The organism is Paraburkholderia sp. JPY465, assembly GCF_050436725.1.
Taxonomy (GTDB): Bacteria; Pseudomonadota; Gammaproteobacteria; order Burkholderiales; family Burkholderiaceae; genus Paraburkholderia; species Paraburkholderia youngii.
Genome location: NZ_JBNDMT010000003.1, coordinates 1,385,982 through 1,408,597, shown reverse-complemented (window position 1 = coordinate 1,408,597; position 22,616 = coordinate 1,385,982). Strand labels below are relative to the sequence as shown.

The window sequence follows — 22,616 nt, the reverse complement described above, 5'->3', positions numbered from 1 at the left end:
CACTCCGCACGCAATCTAACCGCAAAAACCCAAGGGATTCGATGGACAAAGGCATTCTCAGGAACGTAGCGATCAATTTTTTCGGGCTCGTGCTGCCGACCTTCGTATCGCTCGTAACCGTGCCGGCGTATATCCGGCTGCTCGGCGTCGAGCGCTACGGCGTGATCAGTCTCGTGTGGACGCTGATCGGCTACTTCGGAATCCTCGATCTCGGCATGAGCATGGCCGCGCAGAACCATATTTCGAAGGCGCGCGCGTCGGGCGATCAGCGGGAAAGCGCGCGCGTGTTCTGGAGCGCGACGTGGCTCAACCTCACGACCGGCGTGGTCGGCGGTTTGATCATCTACTTCGGTGCGTTCCTGTACACCGCGTATTTCACCAAGGTATCGCCCGAGCTGCAGCACGAAGTCTATATGGCGCTGCCGTGGCTTGCGGTCGCGATTCCGATCGCGAACGTGTCGTGGGTGTTCGCGGGCGCGATCAATGGCGCCGAACGTTTCGGCGTCTACAACACGAATCAGACCATCGGCACGTTCCTGTTCCAGCTTCTGCCGCTCGGTGCCGCGCTGTGGCTCGGCGCGACCTTGCAGAACGTACTCGCCGCGGCCGTGGTCGCGCGGATTCTCGCCGCGCTGCTGCTCGGCCGCTATGCGCTGAAAGTGCTTGAAATAGGCAGCATTGAACCGCCGCGGCTCGGCGTTGCAAAGGGGCTGTTCAACTTCGGCGGCTGGATGCTGATCGCGAGCGTGACGACGATGCTCGCCGATTCGCTCGATCGCGTGATGCTCGGTTCGCGCCTCGGCGCGCGCTTCGTCACGTATTACACGGTGCCGCAGAATCTCGTCACGCGTCTGAATATCGTACCGACCGCGCTGGTGCGTACGCTGTTTCCGCGGCTGTCGGCGGTCGGCCGCGCGGATGCCGACACGATCACGCAGCAGTCGCTCGAATTTCTCAACGGCGTGTTCACGCCGGTCGCGCTCGTCGCGATGCTGGTGCTCGAACCGTTCCTGCATCTGTGGGTCGGCAACGAGATCGCGACGGTCGCGGCGCCCGTGGGCCGGATCATGATCGTCGCCGTGTGGCTCGTCGGCCAGGCGAACGTGACGCGCATTCTGATTCAGTCACAGGTCAATCCCGCCACCGCCGCGCGCATCGGCCTCGTCGAGTTGCCGCTATTCGCCGGCGCGTTGTGGCTCGGTATCACGCATTTCGGGCTGACTGGCGCGGCGGTCGCGGTTTCCGCTCGCGCACTGTTCGACTACGCAGTGCTGCTGCATTTCGCGGCGATCCGCGCGCGTCAGATCGTGCTCGACATGCTCGCCCATCTCGCCTTCCTGCTCGCCAGCCTGTGGCTCGCGAGCTTCCTGCCGAGCCTCGCGCTCGCGATCGCCGCCGGTGTGCTGATGGTCGGTGCGAACGTCGCGTGGTCGATCACGATGACGCCCGCCTTGCGCAATCTTGCGCGTTCACTGCTATTGCGACTGAATCCGAGGAAAAGCGCATGAATCAAGACGTCCTTGATAAAGACCTGTTGAGGCCTGCGACGCGCAGCGCGCTCGACGAACTGACGAGCGTGCCCGGCATGCAGCCGGCACCGCGCCGTACCGCGCCCCGCGCGAACAAGAGCGTGCGCATCGCGATCGTGCACGACTGGCTCGCCACCTACGCGGGCGCGGAGAAAGTGCTCGAGCAGATCATCGCGTGCTTTCCCGATGCGGACCTGTTCAGCCTCGTGGACTTTCTCGACGATCGCAGCTTCCTGCGCGGCAAGCCGGTGACGACATCGTTCATCCAGAAACTGCCGCTCGCGCGCAGCAAGTACCGCTCGTATCTGCCGCTGATGCCGCTCGCAATCGAGCAGCTCGACGTGTCGGCGTACGACTTGGTGATCTCGAGCAGTCACGCGGTCGCCAAGGGCGTTCTGACCGGACCCGACCAGGTGCACATCAGCTACGTGCATTCGCCGATCCGCTATGCATGGGATTTGCAGCATCAGTATCTGCAGCAGTCGAAGCTGACCAACGGCCCGAAGTCGGCGCTCGCGCGGCTGATTCTGCATTACATGCGCAACTGGGATATCCGCACGTCGAACTCGGTTGACGGCTTCATCGCGAACTCGGCGTTCATCGCGCGACGCATCAAGAAGGTGTATCAGCGCGACGCGCAGGTGATTTTCCCGCCGGTCGATGTCGACGCGTTCACGCTGTGCACGCAGAAGGAAGACTTTTATCTGACCGCGTCGCGGATGGTGCCGTACAAGAAGATCGATCTGATCGTCGAGGCGTTCGCGCGGATGCCCGAGCGCAAGCTCGTCGTGATCGGCGATGGGCCCGAGATGGCCAAGATCCGCGCGAAGGTGGGGCCGAACGTCGAGATCATGGGCTATCAGCCGTTCAAGGTGCTGAAGGACCGCATGAGCCGCGCGAAGGCATTCGTGTTCGCGGCCGAAGAGGACTTCGGCATTTCGGTGGTCGAGGCGCAGGCTTGCGGCACGCCGGTGATCGCCTACGGCAAGGGCGGGGCGCTCGAAACCGTGCGCGATCTGTCGGAGCCGAAGCCGACCGGCATGTTCTTCGATGAGCAGGATGCCGATTCGATCATCGCTGCGGTGAATCGTTTCGACGAGCTTGGGCACCGGTTCCAGCCGGAGCATTGCCGCGACAACGCGGAGCAGTTTTCGGCCGCGCATTTCCGCGAGCGTTTTTTCGCGCAGGTGCGCGCGGCGGTACCGGCATTGCGCGACGCGACGCTGCCGCCCTATACGCCGTATCGGCCGGGCGCGCAGAGCGCCGCGAACGTGCCGCGGATTCTCGCGGTCGATCAGAGCGGCGTGCTCGGCGGCGCCGAGCTGTCGCTGCTCGAAATCGTCAAGGCGCTGCGCTCGCGCATCGAGGTCGTGCTGTTCGACGACGGGCCGTTCAAGACCGCGCTCACGAAGACCGGCGTCGAGGTCGCCGTGCTCGATGCCGGGGTGCTGAAAAACGTGCGCAAGCAGGGCGGTTCGTTGCCCAAGGGCCAGGCATTGAAGGGGCTCATCTCGCTCGTGCGTGCCACCGCGAAACGGGCGCGCAAAGCGGATGTGATCTATGCGAACACGCAACGTGCGATGGTGATCGGCGCAGTGGCCGGCAAGCTCGCGAGACGGCCGGTGGTCTGGCATTTACGCGACATCGTCAGCGCCGAGCATTTCGGCGGCAAGCAGCTCGCGATCATCAAGTGGTGCGCGCGGCTCGGCCTGACGCATGTGATCGCCAATTCGGCCGCGTCGGCACAGGCATTCGCGAAGCTCACGCGCTTCGACAGCAAGCGCATCGACGTCGTGTTCAACGGGATTGACGCAGAGCCGTTCGACGCGTTGCGCACGGTGCCGCAAGCGGTGTTGCGTGAGCGCCTGAATTTGCCTTGCGACGCGTTCCTCGTCGGCTCGTTCAGCCGGCTTGCGCGTTGGAAGGGGCAGCATGTGCTGCTCGAAGCGATGGTGCTCAATCCGCACATGCACGCGGTATTGGTCGGCGCGGCGCTGTTCGGCGAGGACCAGTACGAGATGGAACTGCGTGCGTTCGTCGCCGCGCACGAGCTGGGCGACCGGGTCCACTTTCTAGGCTTCCAGCACAATATTCCTGCTTGCATGTGCGCGGTCGACGCGGTCGTGCATACGTCGATCACGCCGGAGCCGTTCGGCCGCGTGATCGTCGAGGGGATGCTCGCGCAGCGGCCGGTCGTGGCGTCGCGCGCGGGCGGCGTGCTCGAAATCATCGACGACTATGAGAACGGCGTGCTGTGTACGCCGGGCGATGCGCATGCGCTCGCCGATACGCTCGCCGAATTGCGCTCGAACGGGGACTTGCGTCACAGGCTGGTCGAGAACGGCTATAAGACCGCGCAGGAGCGTTTCGGCACGCGCAGCTATGTGGATGGGGTTGCGGGGATTCTGAACAGTGTGGCGGGGCAGTAGAGCAGGTTTTTTTACGTGTGGGTAGACAGGGGCTTGGCCAGTCCTTGCTTGGCGTGACGGGGCGAAGGTCGAAGGACCTTTGCTCCGTTTTTTTTCGCGCCGCATCCAACGACACACGGTATATCCCGCAGACGGGTCGTGTTCCAGCTTTTTCGCGAACATCACCGCGCGTGCATGCGCAGGGTAGCGTCGAACCGCCCTGTCGCGGCGGCCAGTAGATTACTCGTTTAGAAGGCGCTTCAATTCGTCAAGGAATGAGGCTGTAGTGTGGCCCCACAGATTGGGATCAAATCCTGAGCCGTAATCTCTTTCGAACGCAGAATCCAGATCGGACGGATGGTCATTCAAGAACGAATTTATTTCACCTATTATTTCTTTTCGATACTCCGGAGGACTATCATCTTTATAGCATGAGACAATTTCAGGGATTGTGTTTCCCCACAAATCAAAATCCTCATTGAAATACGCACCGAAAAGCTCGTACATTCTGGGGTAGCGGTCAGATAACATTGTCCATCCTTTAGCCGACGTGCGCGGTTAATATGTAATACGGCATATTGTTATACTCTTGAAACCTCAGAATTACCGTAACTTCGTTCATCCTGGTCAGTTCGTTGGTTTTTCTCGTTATCCCATATCCGATATCGCCCGGAATCTTCTTGACCAATGTAAGAGGGATGCGGTTTTTCGGAGATTTAGCCCAACTCTGAATTCTCAAGATATTTGAATTCATTACATCAGATATCGCCAATTCCGCCACCCGTAGACTGTGAAACGATGAAACAACCGTCTTTTGGGGTTCCCGTCTAAGGCGCTCCCGTAGCCATGCCTCATCCTTCTCGACGTGCTTCAGAATTGTATGCCCGCCAAGCCCTGGATTAACGGCCCTGGCCTCATGCATTTGCAGATTGATCCGGCCCATCGTGACGCTGGCCACGCGCGCAGCCTTGATCGAGCCAGCGAAACCAAACGGCACGATCATATCGACTGACAGGCCGATATTATTCGCGATGTCTGGACTGGCCTTCATCGCCTCGGCCAGTTTCGTCGTACCTTGCTGGATCAGCGTGGCCGTATCCCGGCCTGTCCAGACTTGGCGTACACCTGCCGACACCGTATCTGAGCCGTGTGCTCCGAACACAACACATCCGGCCTTGCTTGCCATCGTCGGTTCCGGAAGTACACACAGAGCCGCCGCTCCAACCATTTCCAGCACCCCGCCCACGACCTGCAAGCCGCCCCATAGGCGGTTGGAAAGCATCTCGGTGCGGTTTATCGACTGGCGGGAGAGCACCGCGGCCAGTTGAGGAGCACTGAGTACCACGCGCACGGCGCCCGAATCCTGTTGATACGACATCCTGAATTCCTCTGTAGCGATTGGGGTTGCCACGCTAGCAGGCGGATACGGGGATTTGGAATGGGCGACGGATGATTTTGATGGCTATTTGTGCGCGCGAATCCAACCGCGCCGGGGCGGGCGCCTTTTCGCGGGCGGCGTTCCCGAAATCATCGACGACTTCGAGAACGGGGCGCCGGGCGATGCGCATGCGCTCGCCGAATTGCGCTCGAACGGCGACTTGCGTGACAAGTTGGTCGAGAACGACTGTCGGACCGCGCACGAGCGTTTCGGCACGCGCAGTTATGTTGATGGGGTTGGGGGATTCTGACGAGTGTGGCGGGGCAGTAGAGCGCTATCTCTTACGCGAGGTTAGACATGGGCTTGGCCAGACCTTGCTTGGCGTAACGGGGCGAAAGTCGAAGGACCCTCGCTCCGTTTTTTTGCGCGCCGCGCACATGGCATCTAACAACCCTCGCGTGGCGATCAGTGGATTACTCGCTCAGAAGACGTTTCAACTCGTCAAGGAACGAGGCCGTAGTGTGCCCCCAAAGACGCGGGTCGCAATGACTTCCAAAGAGATCATCAAACGCCAAATCCAGACAGTTTGAGTTGACCTCCTGGAATCGGACTATCTCTTCCAGCATCGCGACTCTTTCGTCCTCGGTCATCCCCGCTTTATAGGAGAGAACGAGTTCCGGTATCGAATTTCCATAGATCGAATAGTCCTCATGGAATCGCCCCATGATCAACTGTTCGAGATTGTGATACGTCCCGTAGTTCATGACTGTGTTGTGAAATGTTACGCGACAAGCATCGCTGTCAGGACATAATAAGGCATACCATTGTATGTCTGATAGCGGAGGATCACTTTGACCCGGCTCGCGGGTCTATATTCTCCTGATTTTCTGATCACTAGATTTCCAACGTTTCTTCCAACGTCTTCGAATAGTGTTAAATCGTTACGCGGTGCTGTTGTCCACGTCTTTATTTTGGTGGCATTGGCGCGCATCGCTGCCGTAATTGCCCATTCTGCTTGCCTGATATCTGTAAATGATGATGCCGCGGCGATGTGCAAGTCGCGTTTCAGGCGCTCCCGTAGCCATGCCTCATCCTTCTCGACGTGCTTCAGAATTGTATGCCCGCCAAGCCCTGGATTAACGGCCCTGGCCTCATGCATTTGCAGATTGATCCGGCCCATCGTGACGCTGGCCACGCGTGCAGCCTTGATCGAGCCAGCGAAACCGAACGGCACGATCATATCGACTGACAGGCCGATATTATTCGCCATGTCCGGACTGGCCTTCATCGCCTCGGCCAGTTTCGTCGTACCTTGCTGGATCAGCGTGGCCGTATCCCGGCCTGTCCAGACTTGGCGTACACCTGCCGACACCGTATCTGAACCATGCACGCCGAACACAACACATCCGGCCTTGCTTGCCATCGTCGGTTCTGGAAGTACGCACAGAGCCGCCGCTCCGACCATTTCCAGCACCCCGCCCACGACCTGCAAACCGCCCCATAGGCGGTTGGAAAGCATCTCGGTGCGGTTGATCGACTGGCGGGAGAGCACCGCGGCCAGTTGAGGAGCACTGAGTACCACGCGCACGGCGCCCGAATCCTGTTGATACGACATCCTGAATTCCTCTGTAGCGATTGGGGCTGCCACGCTAGCAGGCGGATACGGGGATTTGGAATGGGCGATGGATGATTTTTGTGGCGTCTTTGTGCGCGTCAATCACCCACCCCGCGCAGGGCGGGCGCCTGTTCGCGGCGGTCGCAATCGAAACTTCGGGATGCACGCCTAAGCCCCCGTCGCGGCACTTGGCCGTTACGGGGCTGACACAGCGCAGGGTGCACTTACGCCTTGAGACTCGCCGACCACTTCATCGCGGGCATTTCGACCAGCCGATAGAAGACATAGGCGGCCGGCACGACGACCAGCATGTAACCAAACGACGGCCAGATCGACATCTGCAGCGACGAGCGGAACAACCACGACGACAGCAGCACGAAGATCGGCAGATGAATCAGATACAGCGAGAAGCTGAAGTCACCCACGCGGGACAGCAAGCGCGACAGCGCGCGCGACCCAGCGCGAAGCAGTGCAAGCACGCCACTTCCTTCGTGTTGCGGGTCATTGGGCACATCGAGCGCCTTGTACAGATAGCACGCGAAGCCCAGCGCCCAGATCTGGAACGCACCATACTGGCCGAAATGAAACGCGACGCAGCCTGCCGCGATCAATACCGCCACGAGCACGTACAGCAATGCAGGCGCGCGCGCCTCCCGCGCGTTGCGCGCCCTGACATCGGCGATCCATGCACCGAGCATCCACGAGAACCAGTACGACGTGAAGAACTGCAGATCATGTCGCTCCAGCCCATACGCGGATGCAACGTTGATCACCGCGACGAGCGCGAGCACGGCGTTCATGCCGATGCGCCGCCGCAGCGCGAATAGCAGCGGATAGATCGCATAGAACTGCACTTCGAGCGACAGCGTCCACAGCGCGCCGTTAGAACCATACGTCTTGCCCGCCACACCCTGCAGCGAAAGCAGATTGACCAGAAACGCCTGCCAGCCGATCTCGCGAATCTTGTGACTGACGGGCGGCAATTGCAGGCTCAGCGAATCGAGCGCGAAAGTCAGTACCAGCGCCGCAAGCAGCACCGGATAGATGCGCGCGAAGCGCCGCAGCCAGAAGTTGCCCGCCTCGAGCCGATAAGCGGGATTGCCCGCGAGCCGCAGCGCGCCGCCGCGATGGATGCAGTAGCCGCTGATCACGAAGAACATCGGCACGCCGGCCGAGCCCCATGCGATCGGAAACGTCAGATACGCAGCGAGACTGCTCGGACTAACCGAATGACCGACGCTCTGATGAAACGCCTGCATGCCGACCCACACGATCTGGCGGCAATGAAAATAGGCGACCAGCAGCGCGGCGAAGCCCCGCATCGCGTCGATCACATGCTCCTTGCTGGCGCTATCGATACGCGCGTCGCTGCGCGCGTGCGCCGCGGCCGGGTTTTTTTCCGGGCGCGGCAGCGGGGAGAGGGGCAGGGAGGAGCCGGCGGCATCCAGTGCTGGGTCGCTCATACGCGGTCCTTATCTGAAGCGGAAAAGAGAAAAATCGACGCGACATACACCTTCGAGCGGGCGTCCTTGCGCACCTCGCGACGCACCCATGCTAGAGCATCACAATCCCACAAAATGATTAAAAAATTGCGTTTCGGATTGAATTCGGCATCGATTTTGTGACGAATTGTAATTACGCATCGCCGTCTGGATCATCGAATTATTTATCGCTTTTGTCGTGCTAATTTAGATCAAGGATTTTCTGAGCCGAGGTGAACTCATGAACCTGCATTTACTGGCCGGCGTGGCCGTCCTGCTGATCCTGGTGGCCGCCTCCGCCTACCGCGATGCGTTGCGCAACGAGCCGATCCGTCGTTACCGGATGGCCCCCGGCAAGCTGCCGCCGGTCGACGAACAGGACTGAGGTGCTGCCGAAGCCGGTCACCAGATCGCCAGACGGGTCACGCCAGGGGCCGTCCGAAAGGTAAGACTTTCGGATTTTGTCACTCGCCGCCTGACAATATATGCGTAACAATTTACTCAATTTTTCGCAATATCGCATTGCGAACAATGCGTGAATTATCCGAATTAAATCGGAGAAAGCCAGCTTACGTGAACCTCGCAGATTTTTCTGCTAGTCTTGCGCCGGCATCGATTGGCCGCCAGGTCCGCGAACACACCAACTTCTAACCGATGTGGGAATGCCTACCATGCTGAAAGTCACCAAAGCCGTGTTTCCCGTAGCGGGCCTCGGGACACGATTCCTGCCGGCTACCAAAGCAAGTCCGAAGGAAATGCTGCCGATCGTCGACAAGCCGCTGATCCAGTACGCGGTCGAAGAAGCGATCGCCGCCGGCATCACCGAGATGATCTTCGTGACGGGCCGCAGCAAGCGCGCGATCGAAGATCACTTCGACAAATCCTATGAGATCGAGTCCGAGCTCGAAGCGCGCAACAAGCAGAAGCTGCTCGATCTGGTGCGCAGCATCAAACCGGCCAACGTCGACTGCTTTTACGTGCGCCAGGCCGAAGCGCTCGGTCTCGGCCATGCGGTGCTGTGCGCCGAGAAGCTGGTGGGCGACAGCCCGTTCGCGGTGATACTCGCCGACGACCTGCTGCATAGCACGAAGCCCGTGATGAGCCAGCTCGTCGATACCTTCAACCACTACCACAGCTCGGTGATCGGCGTCGAAACGATCGCGCGCGAGGACAGCCGTTCGTATGGCGTCGTCGACGGCCGCGAGTGGGAAGACAACGTGATCAAGCTGTCGGGCATCGTCGAGAAGCCGGCGCCGGACCAGGCGCCGTCGAATCTCGGCGTGGTCGGGCGCTACGTGCTGATGCCGACGATCTTCAAGCATATCCGCGCGCTGCAGCCGGGCGCGGGCGGGGAGCTGCAACTGACCGACGCGGTGCAGTCGCTGCTGACCGAAGAGCAGGTGCTCGCGTACCGCTACTTCGGCACGCGCTTCGATTGCGGCAGCAAGCTCGGCTATCTGAAGGCGACCGTCGAATTCGCGCTGCGCCATCCGGAGGTGAAGGCTGAATTCGAGGCGTATCTGCAGGCGTATATGCAGAACGAAGCGCCAACCGGCGAGGCGGGGCAATTGACGGCCGAAGCCGCGTGAACTGACGAGGCCCTGAAATAAAAAACGGGCGCCGCATTGCGCGGCGCCCGTTGTCGCTTCAGCAGGACGGTCTCACCCCTGTTGCTTCACCTCGAGCCGGAACTTGTGCAGCAACGGCTCGGTATAACCGCTCGGCTGCTGGCGCCCTTCGAATACGAGCGCTTGCGCGGCCTTGAACGCAATCGTGTCGAAACCCGGCGCCATCGGCTGATAGAGCGGATCACCGGCGTTTTGCGCATCCACGACCTTGGCCATGCGCTTGAACGTCTCCTCGACGAGCTCGCGTTTGATCACGCCGTGATACAGCCAGTTGGCGATGTGCTGGCTCGAAATACGCAGCGTCGCGCGGTCTTCCATCAGGCCGACGTTGTGAATATCCGGCACCTTCGAGCAGCCGACGCCCTGATCGATCCAGCGCACCACGTAGCCGAGAATGCCCTGCGTGTTGTTGTCGACTTCGGCGCGGATTTCGTCGTCGCTCCATTGCGCCTTTTCGACGACCGGAATCGTCAGCAGGCCATCGAGCAGTTCGTCGTAAACCTTCGCGTAGTCGGTGCGTTCGAGTTCCTGCTGGACCGCCTGCACGTCGACCTGGTGATAGTGCAGCGCGTGCAGCGTCGCGGCGGTCGGCGAGGGCACCCACGCGGTGTTCGCGCCAGCCTTCGGATGGCCGATCTTCTGCTCGAGCATCGCGTGCATCAGGTCGGGCATCGCCCACATGCCCTTGCCGATCTGCGAGCGGCCGCGCAGGCCCCCGCTCAAACCGACCAGCACGTTGCTGCGCTCGTACGACGCGATCCACTTGCTCGACTTCATGTCGCCCTTGCGCATCATCGGGCCCGCTTCCATCGCCGAGTGCATCTCGTCGCCGGTGCGATCGAGGAAGCCCGTGTTGATGAACGCGACGCGCGCCGACGCTTCGGCGATACAGGCGAGCAGGTTCACGCTGGTGCGGCGCTCCTCGTCCATGATGCCCATCTTGATCGTGTTGCGCGGCAGCTTCAGCAGGTCTTCGACGCGCGCGAACAGCTCGCTCGCGAACGCGACTTCGGCCGGGCCGTGCATCTTCGGCTTCACGATATAGATCGAGCCGGTGCGCGAGTTCAGCTTGTTCTGGCGGTCGCGCAGTGCGCACAGCGTCGTGATCACCGCGTCGAGAATGCCTTCCGGAATCTCGTGGCCGTCTTTGGTCAACACGGCCGGGTTCGTCATCAGATGGCCGACGTTGCGGATGAACAGCAGCGAGCGGCCATGCAGCTTGACCTGCGACTTGCCGTCCGCGCTGGTGTACTCGCGATCCGCGTTGAGCCGGCGCGTGAAGGTCTTGCCATTCTTCGTGACCTGTTCGGTCAGGTCGCCGTTCATCAGGCCGAGCCAGTTGCGATAGAGCTGCACCTTGTCGTCGGCGTCGACGGCCGCGACCGAGTCTTCGCAATCGATGATCGTCGTGACCGCCGCTTCGACGACGACGTCCTTCACATGCGCCGCGTCGGTCTTGCCGACCGGATCGTTCGCATCGATCTGGATTTCGAGGTGCAGGCCGTTGTGCTTGAGCAGCACCGCCGACGGCGCGCTCGCATCGCCCTGATAGCCGACCAGTTGCGCGGGTGTCTTCAGTGCGGTAGTGCCGCTCTTCAGCGCGACGACCAGCTGGCCGTTCTCGACGCTATAGCGCGTCGCATCCGCGTGCGAACCGTTCGCGAGCGGCGCGGCCTGATCGAGGAACCTGCGCGCATACGCGATCACCGCGGCGCCGCGCACCGGGTTGTAGCCCTTCTGCTTTTCCGCGCCATCCGTTTCAGGGATCGCGTCGGTGCCGTACAGCGCGTCGTACAGGCTGCCCCTGCGCGCGTTCGCGGCGTTCAGCGCATACCGCTGGTTCGACAGCGGCACGACCAGCTGCGGGCCGGCCTGCTCCGAGATTTCGCTGTCCACGTGGTCGGTCGTGGCCTGGACGCCGGCGGGCACGGGCACGATGTAGCCGATGCCTTCGAGAAACGCACGATACGCGCGCAGATCCCGCACCGGGCCGGGATGGGTCCGATGCCAGTTGTCGAGTTCGGTTTGCAGGCGGTCGCGTTCGGCGAGCAACGCCCGATTCTTTGGCGCCAGCTCGTGCACGAGGGCATCGAAACCCGACCAGAAGGCGGCGCTGTCGATTCCGGTGCCGGGCAGGGCTTCGGTTTCAACGAACTGGTCGAGGTTGGCGGCGACCTGCAGTCCGCCGCGCGGGTTCATCTGAGTCATCGACTGCTCCATCTGTTATGGGACCGATGAGGGGGCATCGGTCCGCGTTGTGCCACGGGATTGCTGTGACGCCCGGCGCTTTAAACGCCGAGCGCCTGAATGCCGGCCTTCGCGATCTGCGCATCCTGCTCCGACTTGACGCCCGACACGCCAACCGCGCCGACCACATGGCCGTCGACGATCACCGGCACGCCGCCCTCGAGCGTGCCCTGCAACGGTGCGCTGAGGAATGCGGTGCGGCCGTTGTTGATCATGTCTTCATAGACCTTGGTTTCGCGGCGGCCAAGCGCCGCGGTGCGCGCTTTCTCGGTCGCGATATACGAGGTGGCCGGCGCCGCGCCGTCCAGACGCAGCACCGCGAGCGGATGGCCGCCGTCGTCGGCGACGACGATTGCGACCGGCCACCTGTTCTTCTCGGCTTCCGCGCGCGCGGCATCGACAATGCGAGTCGTCTCGGCGACGGTCAACACGGGTTTGGTCAGCATAATGAATGTCCTGTCTCGGTGAGGGAAGGTGGCTTTTGTAGCTTCTTTCGGTAACGGGTCGATACGGCGCCTGCGCGCGCTTTCGCAGCTCCGCCGCATGCCGCATGCCCCGCGCCGGCGCCTGTCTGATCCGAAGATTCTACTTCCCGGCGCCTCAGCGCGGAACGGCAGCTTCCCTGGTCGCCATCACTGAAACACGCGCAGCGCTTTACAATCGCGTCTCCACCTGAAAACCGCGCTTCCCACGAGATCTCCGATCATGCCAACCATCAGCGAGCTGTTCGTCTATCCGATCAAATCCTGCGCGGGCATCCCGCTCGATCAGGCGCGCCTGCTGGCGACCGGCCTCGAATACGACCGCAACTGGATGATCGTCGATCCCGAAGGCGCGATGTTCACGCAGCGCGCGTACCCGCGCATGTCCCTGATCAAGGTCGAACTCGGCGCCGACGATCTGATCGTCAACGCGCCGGGCATGCGTGAGCTGCGCACGCCGCTCGATGCCGCGCGCCTCGCCGGCGCGGCCAGGATCGATACCGCGGTGTGGCGCGACGCGGCCTACGGGCTCGACACCGGCGAAGCCACGGCGGCGTGGTTCACGGAGTTCCTCGGTCTGCCCGCGCGCTTGCTGCGCTTCGATCCGGAGCGCGAGCGCATCGTCGATCCGGACTACACGGACAGCACCGGCGGTGCGACGACCTTTTTTGCCGATGGCTTTCCGCTGCTGGTGGTCGGCCAGGCCTCGCTCGACGATCTGAACGCGCGCCTGAACCGCAAAGGCGCGCCGTCGATCAGAATCGATCGCTTCCGGCCCAACATCGTGCTCACGGGCCTCGATGCCTACGAAGAGGACTATGTCGAGACGCTCGCCGTCGACACGGATGCGGATTCGAGCGCGCGCGTCGAGTTGCGTCTCGTCAAGCTGTGCTCGCGCTGTCCGATGCCGACCATCGATCAGGCGCGCGGCGCGCCCGATCCGGACTGGCCGAACGAGCCGACCGACACGATGCTCGGTTATCGCGTCAGCGAACGTTTCGACGGTGCGGTCACGTTCGGCAACAACGCGCTGGTCGCGAGCGGGGCGGGGGCCCGGCTGCGGGTCGGGCAGCAGGTCGACGCGGAGCTCGGGTTCGGCGATTGACTGGATGAAAGGCGGGCGAGGCCCGCTCCGATCGGATCTCAGGCCGCCCGCGCAATCGCCGCCGCGCGCAGCGTTTCTCCACCTTCTTCGCCACGACCTTCGCGTTCCCAGCAAGGCGCTTCGGCGCTCTCGCCAACCGCATCGCCCACCAGAATCACCGCCGGACTGCCGAAGCCCGCGCCGAGCGCATCGGCGGCGAGCCGATCGAGCCGCGTCAACAGGCGCCGCTCGTCGCGGCCGCCGGCCCACTGCACGACCGCGGCCGGCGTGCCCGCCGGCAGGTGCGCGAGCAAGGCAGCGGCGATGCCGTCGACGCGCCGCATGCCCATATAGATCGCCAGCGTCGTGCGCGTCGCGGCGAGCGCGGCCCAGTCCGGCTCGCCGTGGTCTTCGGTGTGCGCGGTGACGAAGCTCACGCCGTGGCAGTGCCGCCGATGCGTGAGCGACATGCCGAGTCCCGCCGCGGCCGCGAAGCCCGACGAGATGCCGTTGACGATGTCGACCGCAAGGCCCGCGTCGCGCAGCACGGCGAGTTCCTCGCCCGCGCGGCCGAACAGCAGCGCTTCGCCGCCTTTGACGCGCACCACGTGCAGACCCTTCAGCGCATAACGCCGCATCAGGCGCTCGATGAACGCCTGCGGCGTCGAGCGGCAGCCGCCGCGTTTGCCGACGCGAATTACGCGCGCCTGCGGTGCGAGCGTCACGATGTCGGGATTCGCGAGGTCGTCGAGCAGCACGACGTCGGCGGCCGCGAGCGCCTTGACGGCCTTCAGCGTCAGCAAGTCGAGATCGCCTGGGCCCGCGCTCAGTAGCGTGACCTTGCCGGTGTTGGTGTTCATGTTGTTCCTTGTAGCTAGAAACGAATACGGCGTCCGCCCGTGAAGATCACGAGGGGACGCCGTTGTCCATTGCATTGCCGGTTGACGGTTGAATCTGCGCTTCGCGACGACGTTGCCGCGATGAGGTTGCGCAGGACTAACGCAAGGACCACGCCATCGATCGAATCGAGGCGCGCAAGCCGTTGCCACATGCTGCGATTCACGCGGAAAACAGCGTCACGATCGCACCTGCGCGCACCTTCGTTTCGCACGTCCACAGTGCTGCGTCGCACCATCCCTGTGCTTTGCCGCATCAAAACGCGTCGCGCTCGGGATGCGCTCCGAAGCCGCGCGATTGGCGGCGAATCCCCGCCACACCGTGCTTTCCGGCGCATTTATCTAAATTGGCACAGCCTTTGCGAGAAGCGTTGCCATCGGACCAACGTGGGTTCGTCGCGCTTGCAGCACAATGCAGCGCCCCGCAGCACCCAACAGGACAACGGCGTCCCCCGGATTCAGCCCTCGGCTGGATTCGCGGGACGCCGTTTTTATTTCCGCAATCGCTTTCGCCAGACACCAAAGGACAGCGCGCTCATGAAAATCATCGTTATCGGTCACGGGATGGTCGGCCACAAACTGGTCGAATGCCTGGCGCAACAGGACGCGCACGATCTCGACATCACGGTGCTGGGCGAAGAATCGCGACCCGCCTACGATCGCGTTCATCTGTCCGAGTTCTTCTCGGGCAAGACCGCCGATGACCTGTCGCTCGTCGAGCCCGGCTTTTTCGAGCGCCACGGTGTGCAACTGAAGCTGAACGCGCGGGCCGTTGCGGTCGATCGCGACGCACGCACGGTGACGGTCGCGAGCGGCGAAACGCTGCCGTACGACCGCCTCGTGTTCGCGACCGGCTCCTATCCGTTCGTGCCGCCGGTGCCGGGCCGTGAGCGCGGCGATTGCTTCGTGTATCGAACGATCGACGATCTCGAAGCGATGCGCGAATGCGGCGCGCGCTCGAAAACGGGCACGGTGGTCGGCGGTGGCCTGCTCGGTCTCGAATGCGCGAAGGCGCTGCGCGGTATGGGCCTGCAAACCCACGTGGTCGAATTCGCGCCGCGCCTGATGGCGGTGCAGGTCGACGACGGCGGCGGCCGCGTGCTGCGCGGCCGGATCGAAGAACTCGGCGTCACGGTGCACACGCACAAGAACACGACGGCGATCGTCGACGGCGAAGCGGGCACGCACCGCATGCAGTTCGCCGACGGCAGCCATCTCGACACCGACATGATCGTGTTCTCCGCGGGCATCCGTCCACGCGACGATCTGGCCCGGGCATGCGGCCTCGAACTCGGCGCGCGCGGCGGCATCGTCATCGACGACGCGTGCCGCACCAGCGATCCGCACATCTACGCGATCGGCGAATGCGCGCTGTGGGGCGGTCAGCTGTTCGGGCTCGTCGCGCCCGGCTACGAGATGGCGCGCGTGGTCGCGAAGCAGTTGCTGGGCGACTCGGCCGAATTCGCCGGTGCCGACATGAGCACCAAGCTGAAGCTGATGGGCGTCGATGTGGCCAGCATCGGCGACGCGCACGGCAATACGCCGGGCAGCCGCACCTACCAGTTCAGCGACGAGCGCAAGCAGATCTACAAGAAGCTCGTCGTGTCCGATTGCGGCAAGTATCTGCTTGGCGGCGTGATGGTCGGCGACGCGAGCGAATACGGCACGTTGCTGCAGATGATGCTGAACCGTATCGAGTTGCCCGCGTCGCCCGAATTCCTGATCCTGCCGCAAGCGGACGGCAGCGCGAAGCCGGCGCTCGGCGTCGAGGCGCTGCCCGCGGCCGCGCAGATCTGCTCGTGCAACAACGTGTCGAAGGGCGAGCTTTGCGCAGCCGTGTGCGCGGGCGCGACCGACATCGGCGCGTTGAAGAGCGCGACCGGCGCGGGCACCTCGTGCGGCGGTTGCGTGCCGCTCGTCACGCAAGTGATGAAGGCCGAGATGAAGAAGCAGGGCCTCGCGGTGAACAACCACGTCTGCGAGCACTTCCCGTATTCGCGCCAGGAGCTGTACCACCTCGTGCGCGTCGAGGGGCTGCGCAGTTTCGGCGCGCTGCTCGCCAAGCATGGCCGCGGGCTTGGTTGCGATATCTGCAAGCCGGCGGTCGCCAGCATTCTCGCGTCGTGCTGGAACGAATTCGTGCTGAAGAAGGAGCACGCATCGCTGCAGGACACCAACGACTACTACCTCGCGAACATCCAGCGCGACGGCACCTATTCGGTCGTGCCGCGCATGCCGGGCGGCGAAGTGACGCCCGACGGCCTGATCGCGGTCGCGCAGGTCGCCAAGAAATACGGCCTCTACACGAAGATCACCGGCGGTCAGCGTGTCGATCTGTTCGGCGCGCGCGTCGAGCAATTGCCGTCGATCTGGGAAGAGCTGATCGCGGCCGGTTTCGAGTCGGGGCACGCGTATGGCAAATCGCTGCGCACCGTGAAATCGTGCGTCGGTTCGACGTGGTGCCGCTATGGCGTCGGCGATTCGGTCGGCCTCGCGGTCGAACTCGAGAATCGCTACAAGGGGCTGCGTACGCCGCACAAGATCAAGTTCGGCGTATCGGGCTGCACCCGCGAATGCGCGGAAGCGCAGGGCAAGGATGTCGGCGTGATCGCAACCGAGAAGGGCTGGAATCTGTACGTGTGCGGCAACGGCGGCATGAAGCCGCGTCACGCGGAACTGCTCGCCGCGGACCTCGATAAGGCGACGCTGGTGCGCTATATCGACCGCTTCCTGATGTTCTACGTGCGCACCGCCGACCGGCTGCAACGCACCAGCGTGTGGCGCGACAACCTCGAAGGCGGCCTCGACTATCTGATCGATGTGATTGTCAACGATCGCCTTGGCGTGGCAACCGAACTCGAAGCGGAGATGCAGCACGTGGTCGACACGTACGAGTGCGAATGGAAGAAGGCCGTCACCGATCCCGAAACACGCAAGCGCTTCCGTCATTTCGTCAACAGCGGCGAGTCCGATAGCAACGTCGCGTTCGTCGAGGAGCGCGGACAGATCCGGCCGGCCACGCCCGCCGAGCGGCAGGCGCCGCGCATCGAGATTCCGATTGTCGTCGAGACGGTTTGACCTCATCCGATTCTCGCTTAACTCAAAGGAGCCCAGTCATGAAGAACGAATGCTTGCCCCGCGCCTGGACCGCGATCTGCGCACTCGAGGACATCGTGCCGAACACCGGCGTTTGCGCGCTCGTCAACGGCGAGCAGGTGGCCGTGTTTCACGTCGAAGGCGGTCAAGTGGAGTCGCCCGCCGCGCCCACGGTCTACGCGATCGAAAACTTCGATCCGGGTTCGCACGCGGCGGTGCTGTCGCGCGGACTCGTCGGCAGTCTCGGCGAGCGCATCGTGGTCGCCTCGCCGATCTACAAGCATCACTTCGATCTGCGCACTGGCGAATGCCTCGAAACGCCGTCGTATTCGGTCAGCGCGTTTGCCACGCGCGTCGAAAACGGCCAGGTGTGGGTCGCGGTTTGACGTAACGGCCTCGCTTCATCGTTCAGAGTTCTAACCGGATCATTCGCGCATGTCTGATACCAGCGTAAAGAGCGTGTGTCCTTATTGCGGCGTCGGTTGCGGCATGGTGCTGCACGTCGAGGACGGCCAGGTCGTGAAGATCGCTGGCGACAAGGAGCATCCGGCCAACTTTGGCCGGCTCTGCACCAAAGGGCAGTCGGCTCACGTCGCGCTGCGCAAGTCGGGGCGCCTCGAAGGCGCGTTCGTGCGTCATGCGCGCGACGAAGACCCGGCGCCGCTGCCGATGGCGCAGGCGTTGAGCGACACCGCGGCGCGTCTGCGGCGTGTGATCGACGAGCATGGTCCCGATGCGGTGTCGTTTTACGTGTCGGGGCAGATGTCGCTCGAAGCGCAGTATCTGGTCAACAAGCTCGCGAAGGGCTTTATCGGCACGAACAATATCGAAGCGAATTCGCGCCTGTGCATGGCGAGCGCGGCGAGCGGCTACAAGCTGTCGCTCGGCGCGGACGGGCCGCCCGGCTCGTACGAAGACTTCGATCACGCGGATCTGTTTTTCGTCAGCGGCGCGAATATGGCCGACTGTCATCCGATCCTGTTCCTGCGCATGATGGATCGCGTGAAGGCGGGCGCGAAGCTGATCGTCGTCGATCCGCGCCGCAACACGACCGCCGAGAAAGCCGATCTGTTCCTGCAGATCAAACCCGGCACCGACCTCGCGTTGCTGAACGGTCTGCTGCATCTGCTGCACGAAAACGGCGCAACCGATGCGGCTTTTATCGCCGAGCACACCGAGGGCTGGGACGCGATGCCCGCGTTTCTCGCCGGGTACACGCCGGAGAACGTTGCACGCATCACGGGCCTCGCCGTCGACGACATCCGTCGCGCCGCACAGATGATCGCGTCGGCCAAAGACTGGATGAGCTGCTGGACGATGGGCCTGAACCAGAGCACGCACGGCACGTGGCACACCAATGCGCTGTGCAATCTGCATCTGGCGACGGGCCGTATCTGCCGGCGCGGCAGTGGCCCGTTCTCGCTGACGGGCCAGCCGAACGCGATGGGCGGCCGCGAAATGGGCTACATGGGCCCCGGTTTGCCGGGTCAGCGTTCGGCGCTGGTCGCCGAAGATCGCGCGTTCATCGAAGCGCTGTGGGGCATCGCACCGGGCACGCTGAAAGCGGACGCGGGCAACGGCACGATCGACCTGTTCGCGCGCATGGCCGCGGGCGACATCAAGGCGTGCTGGATCATCTGCACGAATCCGGCCGCGACCGTCGCGAACCGGCAGACCGCGATCGCCGGTTTGCGCGCGGCCGATCTCGTGATCGCGCAGGACGCGTTCCTCGACACCGAAACGAATCGCTACGCCGACGTGCTGCTGCCAGGCGCTTTGTGGGCCGAAGCCGAAGGCGTGATGGTCAACTCGGAGCGCAATCTGACGCTGATGCAGCAGGCCATCGAACCGCCCGGCGCGGCATTGCCCGACTGGCAGATCATCGCGCGCATCGCGTGTGAAATGGGCTTTGCCGATGCATTCAGCTATGCGAGCGCGGGCGAAGTGTTCGCCGAACTCACGCGCGCGGCGAACCCGGCGACCGGCTACGACCTGCGCGGCGCGAGTCATCGCCGCTTGAAGGGCGCGCCGCTGCAGTGGCCGATCGCGTCGGCGGATTCGTGCGAGCGCAATCCGCTTCGCTATCTGAATGACGGCGTGAGCCAGACGCTCAGAGAGTCCGAAGATGGCAGCCGCCCGCGCATTGCTTTTCCGACCGCGAGCGGCAGGGCGAAGTTTTTCGCACGCGCGTATGCGCCCGCGGCCGAGTTGCCCGATCGCGAGTTTCCGATCGTGTTGAACACGGGCCGCGTGCAGCATCAATGGCACACGATGACCAAGACCGGCAAGGTCGCGATGCTGAACAAGCTGAACCCGGGACCCTTCGTCGAGATTCATCCGCACGATGCGGCCGAACTCGGCATTCGCGCGAAAGACGCGGTCGAGATCCGTTCACGGCGCGGCCGCGCAGTGCTGCCCGCCGTCGTCACCGATCGGGTGAGCGCGGGTCAGTGCTTCGCGCCGATGCACTGGAACGACGTGTTCGGCGACGAACTTTGCATCAACGCGGTGACCAACGACGCGGTCGATCCGGTTTCATTGCAGCCCGAACTGAAAGTCTGCGCGGTCGCGCTGAGTCCGGTGACGGCCGATCGCGTCGCGGACACACGCAACGACGACGCGCTCTCTACCCCCACCGACGCAGCGGTTTTAGCGCCCAGCGCCAAGGATCAACCCATGCCTCGTATCGAAGCCCTCACGACTTTGCTGCACTTGCCGCCCGAGCCCGTATCGATGCCCGCGCTCAGCGATCCGGAGCGCGCGTATCTGGCGGGTTTCGTGAGCGGCCTGCGTTCGTCCGAAGCGCAAGGCCTCGACAACGTGCCGGTGCTGCCGCACAGCGCACCGTTCGATGCGGTGAAGCGGCTCTATGTCGATGGTCTGCTTGCGGGACTGTATAGCCGCAGCGCGACGCCGGCCCGGGCTTCAGCCACCGCATTGCCGCCGCATGCCGCGCAGGAAGAGGCGCGCGAATCGGGCGTGCGGATCGTGCGCACCCGGCCTAAGGTCACGCTGTTGTGGGCCTCGCAAACCGGTAACACCGAATCGCTGACCGAGCGTTACGCGACGCGTCTGATGGAATCGGGCTTCGAAATCCGCACTGCGTGCATGGCCGACTATCCGTTCGCGGCGCTCGCGAAGGCGCAGTACGTGTTGCTGATGACCAGCACGTTCGGCGACGGCGATGCGCCCGACAACGCGCAGGACTTCTGGACGCATCTGAACGCCGCCACAGCGCCGCGCCTCGATGGCGTGCGTTTCGCGGTGCTCGCACTCGGCGATCGCAACTACGATCAGTTTTGCGGTCACGGCCGTCGGCTCGACGAGCGGCTCGCCGCGCAGGGCGCGCTGCGTCTCACCGAGCGCGTTGATTGCGACATCGACTATCAGTCGAGCGCAGATGCCTGGCTCGAACGCGTGATCGTCTGTATCAAGCAGGCGGATGCCGCACTGCACGCGGTGCCGCCGGGCGGCATGATCAACGCGGTGGTCGGCGCGGTGCCGACCAAGGCGCGGCCAGCCGCGTCGCGCATCGTCGGCAATTTGCGACTGAACCGGCAGGGCGCCGTGAAGGATACGCGCTACGTGTCGCTGCAAACGGGCGAGACGAACCTCGAATACGAAGCAGGTGATGCGCTCGGCGTGTGGCCGAGCAACTGCCCCGAACTCGTCGACGAACTGATCACGCTGAGCGGTCTGCACGCGGAGGCATCGGTGCACGTCACGGGTATCGGCGACATGCGGCTCGCCGATGCGCTCACCAAGCACTACGAAATCGCGCGGCCGAGCGCCGAGGCACTTGCGTTCGTCGCCGCGCGCAGCCGCAACGGCGCGCTGGGCGATCTGCTCGCGCCCGAACGCAAGGCGGATCTGAAGCAATGGCTGTGGGGACAGCAGCTCGCCGACGTATTGCACGAGTTTCCGGTGAACCTCTCGGCCGCCGAACTCACCGGCATGCTGAAGCGCCTGCAGCCGCGCCTGTATTCGATCGCATCGAGCCCGAAGGCGCATCCGGGCGAGGTGCATCTGACGGTTTCGGCGGTGCGTTACAGCAACGGGCGGCGGCACCGCAAGGGTGTGTCGTCGACCTTTCTCGCGGATCGCGCAAGCGACACCGACGTCCCCGTGTTCGTGCAAAAGTCCGCGCACTTTCGTCCTCCTCATCACCCGGACACGCCGATGATCATGGTCGGTCCCGGCACCGGCATCGCACCGTTTCGCGGCTTTCTGCATGAACGGCAGGCACGCGGCGAGCGCGGGCGCAACTGGCTGTTCTTCGGCGAACAACATGCCGCGACCGACTTCTACTATCGCGACGAGCTCGAAGCGATGCGCGCGAGCGGTCTGCTGACCCGACTCGACGTCGCGTTCTCGCGCGACCAGGCCGACAAGATCTATGTGCAGGACCGCATGCGCGAACACGGTGCGCAACTGTGGGCATGGCTCGAAGACGGTGCGCATTTCTATGTATGCGGCGACGCGAACCGGATGGCACGCGATGTCGATGCGGCGCTGAAGGACATCATCACGACGCACGGCGGCATGAGCGAAGAGAAAGCACTCGAATACGTGAGTCGTCTGACGCGCGAAAAACGCTATGCACGCGACGTGTATTGAGCCACCGACGCATTTCGAAAAAGGCCTTAAAAAAGGCCTCAAAACACGCAGCATGATGGCATGACGCTTGCATACCGAGTCCCGGTTAAAACTCCGGGCGAGATGCCGGTGCAAAACACAAGTAACGTATCAACCGGACTACCAGGCATTTTATT

Annotated in this window: 16 protein-coding genes and 1 pseudogene; 9 read left to right on the top strand and 8 right to left on the bottom strand. The window is 63.1% G+C overall.

Annotated features, from left to right (window positions below; all coding sequences use genetic code 11):
• The first annotated feature begins 41 nt into the window (after nt 1-41).
• Together QFZ94_RS21095 and QFZ94_RS21090 are read left to right on the top strand one after the other, a co-directional pair.
• Nucleotides 42-1,508, top strand: a complete 1,467-nt coding sequence (locus tag QFZ94_RS21095; RefSeq protein WP_429459275.1) for a flippase — start codon at nt 42-44, stop codon at nt 1,506-1,508.
• On the top strand, nt 1,505-3,958 hold the full coding sequence (locus QFZ94_RS21090) for a glycosyltransferase family 4 protein (protein WP_429459272.1): 2,454 nt from the start codon (nt 1,505-1,507) through the stop codon (nt 3,956-3,958). Before QFZ94_RS21095 ends, QFZ94_RS21090 begins: the two co-directional genes overlap by 4 nt.
• Before the next feature lie 219 nt (nt 3,959-4,177).
• Here the strand turns inward: QFZ94_RS21090 and QFZ94_RS21085 are convergent, their stop codons facing one another.
• On the bottom strand, nt 4,178-4,444 hold the full coding sequence (locus QFZ94_RS21085) for a contact-dependent growth inhibition system immunity protein (protein ID WP_410849212.1): 267 nt from the start codon (nt 4,442-4,444) through the stop codon (nt 4,178-4,180).
• A 34-nt stretch (nt 4,445-4,478) separates the two neighbouring features.
• Entirely contained in the window at nt 4,479-5,315 is an 837-nt protein-coding gene (locus QFZ94_RS21080) for an RNase A-like domain-containing protein (protein ID WP_429459270.1), read from the bottom strand.
• Between the two features lie 130 nt (nt 5,316-5,445).
• Here QFZ94_RS21080 and QFZ94_RS21075 point away from each other — a divergent pair.
• Nucleotides 5,446-5,645 (top strand): annotated as a pseudogene (locus QFZ94_RS21075) (glycosyltransferase); the annotation flags it as partial.
• A 143-nt stretch (nt 5,646-5,788) separates the two neighbouring features.
• On the opposite strand, the gene QFZ94_RS21070 reads toward QFZ94_RS21075, so the two are convergent.
• From QFZ94_RS21070 to QFZ94_RS21060, 3 genes are all read right to left on the bottom strand, one after another.
• Entirely contained in the window at nt 5,789-6,079 is a 291-nt protein-coding gene (locus QFZ94_RS21070) for a contact-dependent growth inhibition system immunity protein (protein WP_429459268.1), read from the bottom strand.
• A 17-nt stretch (nt 6,080-6,096) separates the two neighbouring features.
• Entirely contained in the window at nt 6,097-6,930 is an 834-nt protein-coding gene (locus QFZ94_RS21065) for an RNase A-like domain-containing protein (protein ID WP_429459266.1), read from the bottom strand.
• Nucleotides 6,931-7,154: 224 nt separating this feature from the next.
• A complete protein-coding gene (locus QFZ94_RS21060) occupies nt 7,155-8,393 on the bottom strand; it encodes an acyltransferase family protein (RefSeq protein ID WP_429459264.1) in 1,239 nt (412 codons plus the stop codon).
• Between the two features lie 259 nt (nt 8,394-8,652).
• Between QFZ94_RS21060 and QFZ94_RS21055 the strand changes: the two genes are divergently transcribed.
• Nucleotides 8,653-8,796, top strand: coding sequence for a hypothetical protein (locus QFZ94_RS21055; protein ID WP_429459262.1), 144 nt, complete (start codon nt 8,653-8,655; stop codon nt 8,794-8,796).
• A gap of 286 nt (nt 8,797-9,082) precedes the next feature.
• Entirely contained in the window at nt 9,083-10,000 is a 918-nt protein-coding gene (gene galU, locus QFZ94_RS21050; RefSeq protein ID WP_368586255.1) for a UTP--glucose-1-phosphate uridylyltransferase GalU, read from the top strand.
• Between the two features lie 72 nt (nt 10,001-10,072).
• Here galU and QFZ94_RS21045 read toward each other — a convergent pair whose 3' ends face one another.
• Entirely contained in the window at nt 10,073-12,247 is a 2,175-nt protein-coding gene (locus QFZ94_RS21045) for a malate synthase G (protein ID WP_429459260.1), read from the bottom strand.
• Nucleotides 12,248-12,327: 80 nt separating this feature from the next.
• Nucleotides 12,328-12,732 (bottom strand): heme-binding protein, encoded by a 405-nt coding sequence (locus tag QFZ94_RS21040; RefSeq protein ID WP_368586253.1) that lies wholly within the window; start codon nt 12,730-12,732, stop codon nt 12,328-12,330.
• 259 nt (nt 12,733-12,991) lie between these two features.
• On the opposite strand from QFZ94_RS21040, the gene QFZ94_RS21035 reads away from it, so the two are divergent.
• Entirely contained in the window at nt 12,992-13,873 is an 882-nt protein-coding gene (locus tag QFZ94_RS21035) for an MOSC domain-containing protein (protein ID WP_368586252.1), read from the top strand.
• 38 nt (nt 13,874-13,911) lie between these two features.
• Here QFZ94_RS21035 and cobA read toward each other — a convergent pair whose 3' ends face one another.
• A complete protein-coding gene (gene cobA, locus QFZ94_RS21030) occupies nt 13,912-14,712 on the bottom strand; it encodes a uroporphyrinogen-III C-methyltransferase (protein ID WP_429459257.1) in 801 nt (266 codons plus the stop codon).
• A gap of 573 nt (nt 14,713-15,285) precedes the next feature.
• On the opposite strand from cobA, the gene nirB reads away from it, so the two are divergent.
• Genes nirB through QFZ94_RS21015 form a run of 3 tightly spaced genes read left to right on the top strand, consistent with a single transcriptional unit; the run spans nt 15,286 to nt 22,461 of the window.
• Complete coding sequence (gene nirB / locus QFZ94_RS21025) at nt 15,286-17,826, top strand: nitrite reductase large subunit NirB (RefSeq protein ID WP_429459255.1); 2,541 nt, start codon at nt 15,286-15,288, stop codon at nt 17,824-17,826.
• Between the two features lie 38 nt (nt 17,827-17,864).
• Complete coding sequence (gene nirD, locus QFZ94_RS21020; RefSeq protein ID WP_429459254.1) at nt 17,865-18,230, top strand: nitrite reductase small subunit NirD; 366 nt, start codon at nt 17,865-17,867, stop codon at nt 18,228-18,230.
• Between the two features lie 49 nt (nt 18,231-18,279).
• Nucleotides 18,280-22,461: a molybdopterin-dependent oxidoreductase gene (locus QFZ94_RS21015; RefSeq protein WP_429459252.1), complete on the top strand. Its 4,182-nt coding sequence runs from the start codon at nt 18,280-18,282 to the stop codon at nt 22,459-22,461.
• Nucleotides 22,462-22,616 lie beyond the last annotated feature (155 nt).

What these genes read in the sequence shown, in the direction of transcription:
- QFZ94_RS21055 (WP_429459262.1), top strand. Translation starts at nt 8,653, where the DNA reads ATGAACCTGCATTTACTGGCCGGCGTGGCCGTCCTGCTGATCCTGGTG.
- QFZ94_RS21080 (WP_429459270.1), bottom strand. Translation starts at nt 5,315, where the DNA reads ATGTCGTATCAACAGGATTCGGGCGCCGTGCGCGTGGTACTCAGTGCT.
- QFZ94_RS21085 (WP_410849212.1), bottom strand. Translation starts at nt 4,444, where the DNA reads ATGTACGAGCTTTTCGGTGCGTATTTCAATGAGGATTTTGATTTGTGG.
- QFZ94_RS21035 (WP_368586252.1), top strand. Translation starts at nt 12,992, where the DNA reads ATGCCAACCATCAGCGAGCTGTTCGTCTATCCGATCAAATCCTGCGCG.
- QFZ94_RS21060 (WP_429459264.1), bottom strand. Translation starts at nt 8,393, where the DNA reads ATGAGCGACCCAGCACTGGATGCCGCCGGCTCCTCCCTGCCCCTCTCC.
- QFZ94_RS21090 (WP_429459272.1), top strand. Translation starts at nt 1,505, where the DNA reads ATGAATCAAGACGTCCTTGATAAAGACCTGTTGAGGCCTGCGACGCGC.
- QFZ94_RS21015 (WP_429459252.1), top strand. Translation starts at nt 18,280, where the DNA reads ATGTCTGATACCAGCGTAAAGAGCGTGTGTCCTTATTGCGGCGTCGGT.
- QFZ94_RS21045 (WP_429459260.1), bottom strand. Translation starts at nt 12,247, where the DNA reads ATGACTCAGATGAACCCGCGCGGCGGACTGCAGGTCGCCGCCAACCTC.
- cobA (WP_429459257.1), bottom strand. Translation starts at nt 14,712, where the DNA reads ATGAACACCAACACCGGCAAGGTCACGCTACTGAGCGCGGGCCCAGGC.
- QFZ94_RS21040 (WP_368586253.1), bottom strand. Translation starts at nt 12,732, where the DNA reads ATGCTGACCAAACCCGTGTTGACCGTCGCCGAGACGACTCGCATTGTC.
- nirB (WP_429459255.1), top strand. Translation starts at nt 15,286, where the DNA reads ATGAAAATCATCGTTATCGGTCACGGGATGGTCGGCCACAAACTGGTC.
- QFZ94_RS21070 (WP_429459268.1), bottom strand. Translation starts at nt 6,079, where the DNA reads ATGAACTACGGGACGTATCACAATCTCGAACAGTTGATCATGGGGCGA.
- galU (WP_368586255.1), top strand. Translation starts at nt 9,083, where the DNA reads ATGCTGAAAGTCACCAAAGCCGTGTTTCCCGTAGCGGGCCTCGGGACA.
- QFZ94_RS21065 (WP_429459266.1), bottom strand. Translation starts at nt 6,930, where the DNA reads ATGTCGTATCAACAGGATTCGGGCGCCGTGCGCGTGGTACTCAGTGCT.
- QFZ94_RS21095 (WP_429459275.1), top strand. Translation starts at nt 42, where the DNA reads ATGGACAAAGGCATTCTCAGGAACGTAGCGATCAATTTTTTCGGGCTC.
- nirD (WP_429459254.1), top strand. Translation starts at nt 17,865, where the DNA reads ATGAAGAACGAATGCTTGCCCCGCGCCTGGACCGCGATCTGCGCACTC.